Origin of the sequence: Maribacter sp. TH_r10, from assembly GCF_033101095.1 — a bacterium.
Lineage (GTDB): Bacteria > Bacteroidota > Bacteroidia > Flavobacteriales > Flavobacteriaceae > Maribacter_A > Maribacter_A luteus.
In genome coordinates this window covers 109,787-125,003 of sequence record NZ_JAWMPY010000003.1, presented here as the reverse complement: position 1 = coordinate 125,003, position 15,217 = coordinate 109,787, and the positions used below count along the sequence as shown (strand labels likewise).

General features: G+C 42.2%; 9 protein-coding genes. All 9 read left to right on the top strand.

Annotated elements, in window-relative coordinates:
* Positions 1 to 7 precede the first annotated feature (7 nt).
* Positions 8 to 1,390: a sulfatase gene (locus R3X28_RS09865; RefSeq protein WP_317664157.1), complete on the top strand. Its 1,383-nt coding sequence runs from the start codon at positions 8 to 10 to the stop codon at positions 1,388 to 1,390.
* Positions 1,390 to 2,940 carry an arylsulfatase gene (locus R3X28_RS09860; RefSeq protein WP_317664156.1) on the top strand — a complete coding sequence of 517 codons (1,551 nt, stop codon included), beginning with the start codon at positions 1,390 to 1,392 and terminating at the stop codon, positions 2,938 to 2,940. The genes R3X28_RS09865 and R3X28_RS09860 overlap by 1 nt, the downstream gene beginning before the upstream one ends.
* Before the next feature lie 28 nt (positions 2,941 to 2,968).
* Positions 2,969 to 5,647 carry a glycoside hydrolase family 3 C-terminal domain-containing protein gene (locus tag R3X28_RS09855; protein WP_317664155.1) on the top strand — a complete coding sequence of 893 codons (2,679 nt, stop codon included), beginning with the start codon at positions 2,969 to 2,971 and terminating at the stop codon, positions 5,645 to 5,647.
* A gap of 6 nt (positions 5,648 to 5,653) precedes the next feature.
* A complete protein-coding gene (locus tag R3X28_RS09850; protein ID WP_317664154.1) occupies positions 5,654 to 7,087 on the top strand; it encodes a hypothetical protein in 1,434 nt (477 codons plus the stop codon).
* Between the two features lie 101 nt (positions 7,088 to 7,188).
* Positions 7,189 to 8,673, top strand: coding sequence for a sulfatase-like hydrolase/transferase (locus R3X28_RS09845; RefSeq protein WP_317664153.1), 1,485 nt, complete (start codon positions 7,189 to 7,191; stop codon positions 8,671 to 8,673).
* Between the two features lie 18 nt (positions 8,674 to 8,691).
* Positions 8,692 to 9,480 (top strand): SGNH/GDSL hydrolase family protein, encoded by a 789-nt coding sequence (locus tag R3X28_RS09840; protein WP_317664152.1) that lies wholly within the window; start codon positions 8,692 to 8,694, stop codon positions 9,478 to 9,480.
* 2 nt (positions 9,481 to 9,482) lie between these two features.
* Positions 9,483 to 11,336: a beta-N-acetylhexosaminidase gene (locus R3X28_RS09835; RefSeq protein WP_317664151.1), complete on the top strand. Its 1,854-nt coding sequence runs from the start codon at positions 9,483 to 9,485 to the stop codon at positions 11,334 to 11,336.
* 10 nt (positions 11,337 to 11,346) lie between these two features.
* Positions 11,347 to 12,834, top strand: a complete 1,488-nt coding sequence (locus R3X28_RS09830; protein WP_317664150.1) for an arylsulfatase — start codon at positions 11,347 to 11,349, stop codon at positions 12,832 to 12,834.
* 76 nt (positions 12,835 to 12,910) lie between these two features.
* A complete protein-coding gene (locus tag R3X28_RS09825; RefSeq protein WP_317664149.1) occupies positions 12,911 to 15,211 on the top strand; it encodes a GH92 family glycosyl hydrolase in 2,301 nt (766 codons plus the stop codon).
* The last annotated feature ends 6 nt before the right edge of the window (positions 15,212 to 15,217 follow it).

The following is a 15,217-nucleotide window of genomic DNA, read 5'->3' as shown; positions in this document are numbered from 1 at the left end:
AGCAGACATGAAAAAATTAGCAATCCTTTTGACCCTTGTTTTTGGTTGGAGCCATTTGGTCTTGGCCCAAAAGAAAACAGAAAAACCCAACGTGATACTGATCTTCACCGACGATCAAGGCTATCAGGATGTCGGGGTTTTTGGGTCCCCTTTGATCAGTACGCCAAACCTGGATACGATGGCATCAAACGGGATGAAATTTACCGATTTTTATTCTGCCTCCTCAGTATGTTCACCCTCGAGGGCGGCGTTGTTAACAGGGGCATACCCTCCCCGTATAGGAGTGCCCGAAGTGCTATGGCCCAACATACCCGGGGGATTGTCGAACGAGGAATTGACGATAGCCGATATGCTTAAAACCCAAGAGTATGCCACTGCTTGTATCGGGAAATGGCATTTAGGGGATAGGGATCAATATATGCCGACCGCTCAAGGGTTCGATATGTATTATGGTATTCCATATAGCAACGATATGTCGGTTTATCCAGAAGCAAAGGTTTCAAAACACATTTTATTCAGGGAAGGGATGACCATGGATAGCCTTAGGCAAGAGAAATGGCGGAAAGGTAAAGTTCCGTTAACCGAGCAAAACGAAATCATCGAATATCCCGTAGATCAAAACACATTGACCCAGCGCTATACCAAAAAGGCAGTGAAGTTTATTGAAGAGCATAAAGAAGGCCCTTTCTTTTTATACCTGGCACACTCAATGCCCCATATTCCTTTACATGCCTCAGAAGCATTTAAAGGTAAGAGTAAACGAGGTCTGTATGGGGACGTAATCGAGGAAATTGATTGGAGTGTGGGTGAAATTTTAAAAACCTTGGACACTTTAGGCTTGGACGACAATACTTTGGTGATCTTTACTTCGGATAACGGGCCGTGGGATTTAAAGAACGGACATGGCGGTAGCGCCTATCCATTGCGAGGTTATAAGTTCGACACCTATGAAGGAGGCATGCGTGAACCCATGATCGCACAATATAAGGGGAAAATACCTGCGAATACCGTTTGCAACGAGCTTGCTTCAACGATTGATATCTTACCTACATTAGCCTATTTGACCCATAGTGATTTACCCGAAAAACCTATCGATGGCAAGAATATCTGGAAATTGTTGTCCGGTAAGAAAAGTAAATCACCCCATTACAAGGAAGGGTTTTATTACTATAAGGAATCAACCTTGGAAGCCGTGCGAAAAGGCGATTGGAAATTAAGGGTTACCACAGACGGGGTCGCTTTATATAACCTGAAGGAAGACATTTCGGAAAGTAGGAATATAGCCTCCGAACATCCTAAAATCGTTGAAAAATTGCAAAAAATGATGGAAGGGTTTGATAAGGAGCTACAAGGGAACAAAAGGAATAAGGAACATTTATTAAAGAAATAATGTCAATACAATCGATCCTGAAAATAGCGGTACTCAGTGTTGTACTATGTTCGTGCAAGTCAAAAAAGGAGCCAGTTCAACCCAATATCATTTATATATTGGCCGATGATCTGGGGTATGGCGATGTTTCATCGTATAATGAGAATTCCAAGATAAAGACACAGTACATCGATAACCTGGCATCAGAAGGCGTCATGTTCACCGATGCACATACCAGTTCTTCGGTTTGTACCCCCACCCGTTATGGTGTTTTGACAGGACGTTATAATTGGCGTACCACCCTTAAAAAAGGGGTGTTAAGCGGGTATTCCAAATCACTCATACAACAAGAGGAAACCACGGTTGCCGATTTTTTGAATGAAAATGGGTATGCTACGGCATATATCGGCAAATGGCACTTAGGGTGGGATTGGACCTTGGAAAATACCGACTCATTGGGTATAGACCATCTAAAGGCCCGTCCCGAGGTAGATTATACCATACCGGTTAAAAACGGACCTAATACCCACGGATTCGATTATAGTTATGGCTTTTGTGGTTCTTTGGATATGCCTCCTTATGTATGGGTTGAAAATGGCATGCCAACTAGGGTGCCGACAGATACCACCAAGGGCAAAAAAGGTCAGGCAACCTGGAGAAAAGGACCGACATCCAAAGATTTTTCCCATGAAGAGGCCCTGCCGGAGATTACGGAACGCACGGTGAATTTTATTGCTGAAAATGCAAATAAGGATAAACCGTTTTTCATTTATATGCCGTTACCGGCACCACATACCCCTATTCTTCCCACCAAGGAGTTTCAAGGGAAAAGTGGCTTGGATAACCCATATGGGGATTTTGTTTTAATGGTTGATTGGGTGGTTGGTGAAGTCACAAAGGCATTGGAACAAAATGGGATTTCCGAAAATACATTGATCGTTTTCACCAGTGATAACGGTTGCTCCCCCGCAGCCAATTATAAGCAACTAAAGGCCAAAGGGCATAATCCAAGTTATGTCTTTAGGGGGTTTAAATCCGATATTTATGAAGGTGGCCATCGCGTACCGTATATCATGAGTTGGAAAGGAACCATTGAACCCACCAAATCGGATCAATTGGTTTGTACTACGGATTTGTTTGCGACCGTAGCCGATTTAATAGGGGCCGATTTTGCCGATGATGTAGCTGTTGATAGCTATAGTCACCTTGCGGCAACGAACATAAAATCGCAAAAACCTTTAAGGAAAAGTATTGTACACCATTCCGTTGATGGGGAGTTCGCCTATAGAAAAGGAGACTATAAAGTCAATTTTTGTTTAGGTTCCGGTGGTTGGAGCTACCCAAGTAAGAATGTAAAGAAAGCGATTTTGGACACTTTGCCCAAAGTGCAGCTCTATAATGTAAAAGAGGATATGGGAGAACAGAACAACCTCCAAGCCGAATTTCCGGAAGTGATCGCCGAATATAGGACCGATTTACTACAAATCATCAATAACGGTAGAAGTACCGAGGGGGAAAAACAAATGAATGACACCGTTGAGGATTGGCCACAGTTGGAGCATATAAAATAAATTCCAAATTAATTTAAAAGTATATAAGTTGAAATACCTATTTAATATAACACTGATCGCCCTTTTTGGAATATGTATTTGGTCATGTTCCCAAAATCGGGACGATGAAAATCCGGCTTACAAGAATCCCAACCTATCAGTCGATGAACGTGTTGAAGATTTATTGGGTCGAATGACGTTGGAAGAAAAGTTCTGGCAAATGTTCATGATCCCTGGGGATTTAAGCATTGGAAAAGATAAATTGAAACATGGTATTTTCGGGTTTCAGATTTCATCCAAAGGAAAGAATGACAATGCTGCTGAACAAATTATGGATTACGGTTCAACGGGAAGTACCAAACAAATGGCGGAGGAAATCAATGAGATACAGCGTTACTTTATAGAGGAGTCGCGTTTGGGCATTCCTATCATCCCGTTTAATGAAGCTTTGCATGGTTTGGCCCGGGATGGAGCCACTGCTTATCCACAGGCTATAGCTTTGGCCGCCACCTGGGATACCACTTTAGTGGGGAATGTGGCCAAAGCGATAACAAAAGAAACCAAGACCAGGGGTATTAGACAAATACTTTCACCTGTTCTGAATATCGCCAGGGATGTACGTTGGGGGCGTGTTGAAGAGACCTATGGGGAGGATCCCTATTTGACCACACAAATGGCATCTGCTTTTATAGGGGCCTTTGAACGTGAGGATGTCATTACCACGCCAAAACATTTTGTGGCCAATGTGGGCGCAGGAGGTAGGGACAGTTACCCTATTAGTTTTAACGAACGCCTGTTGGAGGAAATCTATTTTCCGGCATTTAAAACCGTATTTCAAAAAACCGGGGCAAGGTCTGTAATGACGGCCTATAATTCTGTTGATGGTAGTCCGTGTACCTCAAACGAATGGTTACTTCGAAAAAAGTTGAAAGAAGAATGGGGCTTTGACGGGTTTGTGATTTCTGATGCGGGAGCAACGGGAGGGGCCAATGTGTTACATTTTACTGCGGCAAACTACGCAGAATCCACCGAAGACGCCGTTGAAGGGGGATTGGATGTCATGTTTCAAACCAATTACAATCACTATCCACTTTTCTGGGAAGCCTATGAAAAAGGGATGGTTGACTTAGCCGCCATAGACGAAGCGGTAAGTCGTATCCTAAAGGCAAAATTCGAATTGGGATTGTTCGAGGATCCATATGTGGATGTTGAGGAAGCTGCACTTTGGAACGGTCACAAAGACCATAGGGAGTTGGCCCGGACAGCAGCGGCCAAATCCATGGTATTGTTAAAGAATCAAGATCAAGTGTTGCCGTTGAAAAAGGCGGCCAAAGTGGCCCTTATCGGGTATGATGCCAAGGCTGCCCGTTTAGGGGGGTATAGCGGTCCCGGTAACGACAAAGTCTCCATATATGATGGGGTTGTCAATAAAATTGGGGAGGCCAATGTTTCCTATGCAGAAGGAGTTACCTTTAAAGAAGAATCCTATAAAGTGGTTGCCCCAGAATTCCTTTCTACCGTTGAAGATGGAGAAGAAAAGGCCGGCCTGAGTGCATCGTATTTTGATAATATCAAACTTAGCGGTACGCCAAAAGTGGAGCGAATCGATAAAAAGATCCAATTTGGATGGACCCTCTTTTCCCCGCATGAGGATTTACCCTACGATTGGTTTTCTGCGCGATGGACAGGGAAATTAAAGGCGCCCAAATCAGGTTTGGTCCATATCGGTATTGAAGGAAATGACGGGTATCGATTTTACTTGGACGGGGAGTTGGTTATTGACAATTGGCAGAAACAATCCTATAACACCGTAGTAAAACCGTTCAGGTTCCAAGCAGGTAAGGAATATGATATAAAATTGGAGTATTTTGAATCCGCAGGGAATGCCAAGTTCAAGATGATATGGGATCATGGCGTAGTGGATGATTTGGACAAACAAATTTCAGATGCAGTTTCAGCAGCTAAAAAAAGCGATGTGGCTGTAGTGGTTGCCGGTATACATGAGGGCGAATTTAGGGACAGGGCCCTATTGGATTTACCGGAAAATCAAGAAAGATTAATTAACGCCGTTGCTAAAACAGGTAAACCGACAGTAGTTGTTCTCGTTGGAGGTAGTGCCATTACCATGGCCGATTGGAAACCAAATGTCGATGGAATATTGATGGCTTGGTATCCGGGTGAAAATGGGGGTAATGGCTTGGCCGATGTGTTGTTCGGGGATGAAAGTCCTGCAGGGCGTTTACCGATAACCTTCCCTGTTGATGCGGCCCAATGTCCGCTGTATTATAATAATAAACCCACGGGAAGGGGCGATAACTACCATAATCTTACGGGGCAACCTTTGTTTCCATTCGGTTATGGGTTGAGCTATTCGTCCTTTGAATATACCGACCTTGAGTTTAGTAAAAACAATATCGCCAAGAATGATTCCGTCCAAGTTTCCTGTACAGTGGAGAATACCGGTCAATTTGATGGGGATGAAGTGGTTCAACTGTATATCAGGGATGAATTGGCTTCAGTGTCAAGACCTATAAAGGAATTGAAAGGGTTTCAACGTATTTCATTGAAAGCGGGGGAGAAAAAGCAAATCACATTTGAGCTGGATCCGGAAAAATTATCCATGCTGGATAAAGATTTGAACCGGGTAGTGGAATCCGGGGATTTTAGGATTATGATCGGGGCATCTTCAAAGGATATTCGCCTAAGAGGTATATTAAACGTAAAATAATAAGTTATGAAAGTATTTAAAATCGCAGTTATTTTTGTTCTATTGGCCAGTTATTCATGTAAACAAGAGCCTGAAATAAAGGTAGATTGGGTAAGTTCTACAAACGATGACCTTTGGGAGACCAAAGTATATACCGGAACAAGTGAAGGGGAGTTGGCTAAAATTACGATCAATTTAGATTTAAGTAAAAAGCAACAGACTATAGATGGTTTCGGAGGTTGTTTCAATGAATTGGGATGGGAAGCTTTAAATATGGTAACCCCGGAAGAAAAACAACAGATCCTAAATGATTTCTTTGACACTGATTCCGGTTGCAAATTCAACATTAGTAGAATGCCGATAGGGGCCAATGACTATGCGGTTAACTGGTATAGCCATAACGAAACCGATGGGGATTTCGCCATGGAAAATTTCTCTATCGATAGGGATAAGGAACGTTTGATCCCATACATCAAGGAAGCGCAAAAAATAAATCCTGAAGTAGAAGTTTGGGCTTCACCCTGGTGTCCACCTTCTTGGATGAAGCACAGTAAGCATTATGCCTGCAAGTCGAACCCTGAGTTTAACGATTTACCAGAAGAATGGAGCTCAACCGAAGAGTTGGTGTCACGATTTATTACAGAACCGGAATATTTTGAAGCGTATGCATTATACTTTGCGAAATTTGTAAAAGCTTACGAAGAAGCAGGTATCGATATTAGTGCGGTACACGTACAGAATGAACCCAATTCAGCTCAAAATTTCCCGTCTTGTGTCTGGAAACCTCAAGATTTAGGAATATTCATTGCTGATTATCTAGGGCCTAAATTCAAATCTGAGAACTTGGATACGGAGATTTGGTTGGGTACCGTCGAGCGTCCACAATTGGAAAGGGTAACCGATGTTATTGAGTATAAGAATGCAAAAGAGTATGTAGATGGAATCGGTTTTCAGTGGGCCGGTAAAGGGGCGATAAAAGCGGTTCATGCCACTTATCCAGAAATGCGATTGATGCAGACCGAGACCGAATGCGGTGATGGGTCCAACGATTGGAAGGCGGCTGAACATACCTTCGGTTTAATGAAGCATTATTTTGAAAACGGCGCGAATTCGTACATGTATTGGAATATGGTATTGGATGAAACGGGCAAAAGCCAATGGGGTTGGAAACAAAATTCAATGATCTCTATAGACAGTAAGACCAAGGCCATCGTGTACAATCCTGAATTCTACTTAATGAAACATTTGAGCGCTTATGTGGCTCCAGGCTCCGTAAAGTTATTGGCTGCCGGGGATGTCGACAATACCATTGCTTTTTACAATGAAGCCGATAAAACCGTAGTCCTTTTGACGTATAACGATACGGATGAAAAGCAAGAACTCAATGTTACCATAGGGGAGGAAGTCGTAAAGGCAGCCATTGAGGGTAAATCGTTCAACACCTTGGTAGTTTCGATTTAATATGCTTAAGCCTTAAATGGAAATTAAAGGGTTATGAATGTATTTGGGGCCCACTCATTTTATTGGGTGTAAGTCAAAAGGGTAAAGATTATAGTTCGATCATGAATAAGATATATAAGTTGTTGTTGGTAATGCTCCTTCCCCTAATGATAGGGTGTAAGCAGATGGAGGTACCTCAAAGACCCAACTTTGTATTTATCATGGTCGATGATCTGGGGAAAGAATGGATAGAATCGTATGGGGCAACGGAAATCGAAACCCCTAACATCAATAAGTTGGCAGAAACGGGAATTACATTCGACAATGCCTACTCCATGCCACAGTGTACACCCAGTCGGGTGGCCTTGATTACAGGACAATATCCGTTTGCCAATGGGTGGATAAACCATTATGATGTACCCCGTTGGGGGCATGGGGTGAATTTTGATGCCGATAAAAATCCAAGTTTTGCCAAAGCCGTGCAAAATGACGGATATGCCACCTGTATAGCGGGAAAATGGCAGATCAATGATTTTAGGATCGAACCCAAAGCCATGGAAAATGCGGGTTTTCAGGAATATTGTATGTGGACGGGGTACGAGTCGGGTAATAAACCCAGTGAAAATCGGTATTGGGACCCTTATATCTTCACGAAAAATGGCAGCAAGACCTATGAAGGTGAATTTGGACCCGATATTTTTTCGGATTTTATCATCGACTTTATGTCAAAGAACAAGGATAAGCCCCTTTGTGTTTATTATCCAATGGTTTTAACACATGCCCCTTTTGTGCATACACCCCACGAACCTGAGGCAAAAACCAAATACCAAAAGCATCAGGCGATGGTACGTTATACCGATTTCATTATCGGGAAAATAGTGAAGTCATTGGAAGTTAATGGTTTGCTGGATAATACTTACCTCATATTCACCACCGATAATGGTACCTCCAATGGCATCATCGGAAAAAGGGATGAGGTTTATGTTCGGGGAGGAAAATCGTTTTTAACCGAAAACGGGATCAATGCACCCTTTTTGGTCTTGACCCCCGATAAGATGCATTTCACGACCGATGCCCTTATCGACTTTACCGACATATATCCGACATTACTTGATCTGGCGAATGTCGTGAATAAGGCCGAAACGAGCGGCTACTCATTTGCCGATGTATTGAAAGGGGAGCGTGTAATCGGTAAGCGGGATTGGATATTGGCTATGGGCGGACTATCGGCAAAAATAGGTGAGGACGATCGAATGGAAAATTGGTTCCGATTTAGGGACCGTGTGCTTCGTGATAGGCGATATAAGGTGTATACCGATACTTTAAAACGCATTGTAAGGGTGTTCGATTTACAGTCAGACCCTTATGAAACCCATAATCTGATTGGAGAAGGGGCATCGGCCCAGGTACTTGAAAAATTCGAAGGTATATTGAATGGTCTTCCTGATCGGGATGCAAAGCCTGTTTATACGAAAAAAGTGGATAGCCTATACAATGTTCCTATTGAAAAATTGAATTGTTGCGGTGGGCCGAAAGGAGCTAGAAAAATGAATATGTTGCCTCTGGCGACCGAAGAGGCATTTTTAAAATTAAGTAGTAAGGAATAAACACATAACGGAATTAAATTGGAAAGAAGGAAATTTTTAAAGTATGTAGGGGCCACCTCCATTTATATTGGGGTTTCTTCCTGCGCATCGACAGGTTTTTTTAGAAGGAAGTACGATGAAGGGGTATGTAGGGAAGCATGGGGCAAACTTGCGAACAAGGGTGAAGCCTTTGCATATGTAAATCCGGATAAGAAACTTCCCAATGTGTTTATTTATGGCGATTCCATTTCAATAGGCTATACCCCAACAGTAAGAACCGAATTGGAAGGAAAAGCCAATGTGTTTAGGTTTCATAAAAACGGACAATCAAGTAATAAGTTCATCCCTTTTATGGAAAAAATGAAAACGACCATGTTTCAGCCTTACTTGAAAGGTGGTTGGGATTTCGATTGGGATGTTATTCATTTTAATGTCGGGTTGCACGATTTAAAATATGTAAAAAACGGTAAGCTCGATTTAGAAAACGGAAAGCAGGTAAACACCATTGAAAAGTATAAGGAAAACCTACATGGGATTTGTGCATATCTGATGAAGGAATATCCAAAAGCAAAATTGATTTTTGCTACGACCACCGCAGTTCCTGATGAAGGTGCCGATGGCAGGGTTGCGGGCGATAGTGTAAAGTACAACAAAGCGGCTTTGGAGGTTTTGGCAGATTATCCATCAATTGCCATCAACGATTTGTACAGCTTTACCAAACCCAATGCCAAGGACTGGTTTATTAAACCCCGTAACGTACATTATAACGATTTAGGCAAAAAAGAACAGGGGAAAGAAGTTGCGAAAATTATTGCTGAAAACTTGTAATCATGAACAGAATAGTACTCATTATATCATTATTTCTTATTTCCATAACCGGGGAAGCACAAAAGAATTCCCCGAATTTCATACCACAGCCCGAATCCGTTCAGTTTTTCGATGGTGTGTTTGTTCTCGACCAAACCACTAAGGTATTCGTTCCCAAAAAATTCAGGGGACAACTCATACCTTATGTCGCTGAAAAGATACAATCCGATCTAGGTCTCAACCTTGTGTATTCCTATAACGGGCCCGATAAAGGGGAAAAACACATTCTATTTAAACTGGAAAAAAAGGCTTCGTTAAAAGAAGAAGGCTATCTACTTGAAATAACACCCGAATCTATTGTTGTCATTGCCAAAGACTATGCCGGACTATTCAATGGCTTTCAGACCTTACGGCAAACGTTCCCATTGGAAAATACCGGGGAAGTAAATATACCCGCTATGGAGGTTAAGGACAACCCCAGGTTTCATTGGCGCGGAATCATGTTGGATGTTTCCAGACATTTTCAACCCAAGGAATTTATCCTAAAACAAATAGACGTTCTTTCTTCGTATAAGGTGAACAAATTCCACTGGCATTTAACAGATGACCAAGGGTGGCGTATCGAAATCAAAAAGTATCCCAAGCTAACGGAAAAAGGAGCTTGGAGAGCGGATAGAAGTGGCGTTGCATGGTGGGAAAGGGAAAAAGCCACAGCGGAAGAGCCCAAAACCGTTGGAGGGTTTTATACCCAAGAGGAAATCAAGGAAGTTATCGCCTATGCCAAGGTAAGGAATGTCGAGGTCATTCCTGAAATAGATGTTCCCGGCCATAGTAAAGCGCTTGTGGCATCCTATCCTGAACTGTTTTGCTATGATGATCCAGAAGCCGATTTTGAGGTGGCCGTTGGCGGTAAAGCCCCTGACAATACGGTTTGTCCAGGTAAGGAATATTCTTATGGATTCCTGAACGACGTTATTAAGGAAGTCGCTGCATTGTTCCCTTCCCAATATTTGCATATCGGAGGTGATGAGTGCAATAAAAAGAACTGGAAAAAGTGTCCGTATTGCCAAAAAGCAAAATCGGAAAACGGATTGGAGGATGAGGAAGAATTACAAAGTTATTTTATCCAGCGTATTCACAAATTGGTAAAAAAGCAAAAGAAGACCATGATCGGTTGGGATGAGATTTTAAGTGGAAATGGAGCCCCGGGAGCTACGATCATGGCTTGGAGAAGGGGAAAGTATAACCCGCAAATAACCGCCCCCCAAGAAGGCTATCCCACGATAATGACATCCTATAAATATTCATATATAAGTCAGGTGCAGGGGCCGACCATTACAGAGCCGGAAGGGCCAAAGGTCGTTTTACCGCTTTCAAAGGTTTATGGCCATGAGCCGGTCGCAGCCGAACTTACTGAAGCCCAAAAAGAATTGGTACTGGGTAACCAAGCAAGTTTATGGGGGGAGTTTACACCTACCCAAGAACATTGCGAGTATATGCTATACCCTAGGGCAATAGCCAGTGCTGAGGTTTCATGGAGTTTGCCCGAAACCAAGAATTGGGAACGTTTTCAAACCGCTTTAGAAGATTACCATTTTGACAAATTGGAGCGTAAAGGTATTAACGTTTCTAAAAGTTTGTACAGTGTATATCCTTCCTATGCTATAGACCAATTGCATGGAGAAGCAATTGTATACCTGCAAACGGAGAGCGTGGGGTATAGGATAAGATACACTTTGGATGGCTCGGAACCTGATATTAATAGTGCGGTATATACCAAGGCGTTTAGGGCAGAACCCAAAAGCCTACTTAAAGCCGCCTTGTTCAATGACAAAGGGGAACAAAAAGGAAAAATTTTAGAATTAAGATTGAAATAAAATTGTAGTTATGAATACATGTAGGTTGATTTTAATGTTGTTATTAAGCGTGCAACTGTTAAAGGCACAAGAAAAACCAAATATCGTATATATCATTTGTGATGATTTAGGGTATGGTGATGTACAGGCCTTAAACCCTGAAAAGGGAAAAATCCTAACCCCGGCAATTGATGCTTTTGCCAAAGAGGGTATGACTTTTACAGATGCGCATTCTGCTTCTGCGGTTTGTACTCCATCTAGATATTCCTTATTAACCGGTAGGTATTCTTGGAGATCAAAACTACAAAATGGCGTGTTACGAGGCGGTAATGAGTTTGAACCTTTGATAGACAAAGAATTGACAACAGTGCCCGGTTTATTAAAAAAAGCGGGCTATACTACCATGGCCATGGGTAAATGGCATTTGGGATTTAGTTTTTTGGATAATGATGGAAAACCTTTTGACATGTATAACGGTAAAAAGTTGGTTAATGCGCCAATCGGAGCTAATGTGCCCAATGGGCCAGTGAGTAGGGGTTTTGATGGTTATATAGGTTTTCATCACTCCGCCTCAATGAATACGGTTATAAAAGATGACAAGGTTATAGATCATATGGCCCCAATAAAAATGCTCCAGTTTTTGGGTGAACATGCCAAAGATTATATCAAGGAAAGTACAAAGAAAAAAGAACCGTTTTTCTTGTATTTGGCTCTGAATTCCCCTCATAGCCCCGTTGTACCTTCAGAGGAATGGCAAGGAAAAAGTGGCATGGGAAGTTATGCGGATTTTGTAATGGAAACAGATTTCGTGGTAGGCAAAGTATTAAAGTCACTAAAAGAAAACGGGTTGGAAAAAAACACACTTGTTTTCTTTACCAGTGATAATGGCTGTTCGGCCCCTGTTGCCAAAGCAGGGAAATTGGAAAAAGAATTCGGTCATTACCCCAGTGCGGATTTTAGGGGATACAAATCCGATATTTGGGAAGGTGGCCATCGGATCCCGTTTATCGTCAAATGGCCCGGGAAGATCAAACCCAATACAACCAATAGCCAGCTTATCTGCCAGACGAGTTTAATGGCAACCTGTGCAGCGATCACCGGTGTGGAATTGGATGCCGATGATGGTGTGGATTCGTACAGTATTCTTCCGCTATTGAAAAACAATAAGGCCAAAACGGATTATAAATTGGTGGTGCACCATTCCATTAATGGGAAATTCTCCATTAGAAATAAAAAATGGAAATTGGAATTGACTCCAGGTTCCGGAGGATGGAGTGCCCCAACAGATAAAAAAGCCGTAATGGAAGGTTTGCCCCAGATACAGCTGTATAACATGAAAAAGGATTGGGAGGAAACCACCAATGTATATAAAAAGCATCCTAAAATAGTTAAAAGGCTAACGGAAGAATTAGAACGAATTGTTGAAAACGGAAGAACTACCTCTGGGGAGTTACAACAGAATGACGTTCCTGTCGATATTTATAAGTCGGGAGTTGCCGAAAAATCGGGAGCACATTAAGTTCCTAAAAGAACACAACGCATATATGGGAATCCAAAAAAGAAAATCGCTGCTTTATTTCTGCTTTATACTAAGTATGATAGTTGCTGTATCCTGCTCATCCTCAAAAACGGATAAAGATGATACAGTGGCGGCAATAGTCGTAGAAGGGGAAAAGCAACCGGTAGATTATATAGACCCTATTATTGGGGCCATTACCTATGGGAAAAAATCCAAAGATGCCCATGGTTTTGGAAAAACATTTCCGGGTGCCGCAACCCCTTTTGGCTTGGTACAATTAAGTCCGGATACTTTTACGGGTGGTGATAATGGTTCGGGCTATTCGTACGAGCATCCAACACTCGAAGGTTTCAGTTTTACACATATGAGCGGTGTAGGTTGGTTTGGCGATTTGGGCAACTTTTTAGTGACGCCCACAACCGGCAAATTACATACGAATAGAGGTGTTCCTGAAAACCCGGAAGATGGTTACCGATCTCGGTTTTCACATGATACCGAAGTAACCCAAGCAGGCTATTACGCAGTGACTTTAGCCGATTATAGAGTAAAGGCAGAATTGACGGCGGCACCAAGGGCAGGAATAATCAGATTCACTTATCCGGAAAATGACAGTTCACGAATTCAAATCGATTTATCACGTCGCGTTGGTGGTACATCAACGGAACAATACATCAGGGTAGTTGACGAAAACACGATTGAAGGCTGGATGAAATGTCCCCCGGAAGGTGGTGGCTGGGGCGCTGGGGCCGGTAACGCCGATTATGTGGTGTATTTCCACTGCCAATTTAGCAAGCCGTTAAAAGACTATGGTATTTGGAGTGCCGATATTCCTGACGTGCCTAGAAAGATGCGTTTTATCAGAAGGGAAAATTATCAAGATGCAGTTAAAAATGCCGAAATTTTTAAAGGTAGAAATGAAATGCAAGGCAAGCATTTAGGGTTTTATACCGATTTCAGCACAAAAGAAGGAGAACAGGTGTTGGTGAAAAGCGGCATTTCATTCGTGAGTATCGCAGGTGCCAAGGAAAATCTCGAGCACGATATCGATCATTGGGAATTCGATAAAACCAGGCAAGAAGCACGTGACTTATGGAGTACGGCCATTTCAAACATAGCGGTATCCGGTGCAACCGATAGGGAAAAAACCATTTTTTACACCGCACTTCATCATACCTTAATCGATCCTCGGGCTTTTTCAGATGTAAACGGAAACTATATAGGGGCCGATAAACAAGTGCACCAAACCGATAATTTTACTTACCGTACTATTTTCAGTGGTTGGGATGTGTTTCGTTCACAATTTCCGTTACAAACCATTATCAATCCTGCATTGGTCGATGATGAAATCAATTCCCTATTACAAATGGCAGCGTTAAGTGGTCGCGAATATTTACCACGCTGGGAAATGCTGAATTCCTATTCGGGCGTAATGTTGGGGAATCCTGCAGTTTCGGTAATTAACGATGCTTACCAAAAAGGAATTCGTAACTACGATGTGGAAAAAGCCTTTGAGTATTCATTGAACACGGTGAACAACACAGGAAATGGTGAGTTAGGGTATTCACACAAGCACATTTCCAAAACCTTGGAATATGCCTATTCCGATTGGGCGTTGGCAACCTTTGCACAAGCGTTGGGCAAAAATGGGATTGCCGAAACCTATTTCGAAAAAAGTAAAAATTATAAGAATATCTGGAACGATGAAGTCAACTGGTTTAGGGCTAAGGATAGCACCGGAACTTGGTTGGAATGGAAAGGGAAAACCGTTCATGGCCAAGGGTGTATTGAAAGCAATCCGTTTCAACAAGGTTGGTTTGTACCCCACGATATCGATGGGTTAAAGACCTTGATGGGTGGTGAAGAAGCTTTTAAAAATGAATTGATCACTTTTTTTGAAAACACGCCCGAAGACTTTCTTTGGAATAATTATTACAACCATGCCAATGAACCTGTGCATCATGTACCGTTTATGTTCAATGAAGCCGGTGTACCGCACTTGACCCAAAAATATACCCGTAAAATTTGTGATAAGGCTTACGGTACCGATGCGTACGGATTATGCGGTAATGAGGATGTAGGTCAAATGTCTGCGTGGTATGTGTTGGCTTCCATTGGTATTCATCCCATAAATCCGGGGGATAATAAATACCAAATCACGAGTCCGGTTTTCAATGATGTCGAAATTAAATTGGACAGCAACTATTATCCAGGAAAAACATTCAGGATTATCGCCCAAAACAATTCAAAAGAAAATATTTATATACAAACAATCAAATTGAATGGAAAACCATTGAATCGCTTTTGGATTTCTCACGAAGAAATCACCAAAGGTGGTGTTTTGGAATTTGAAATGGGTCCAAGCCCAGTTATTAATTAAGAAAAA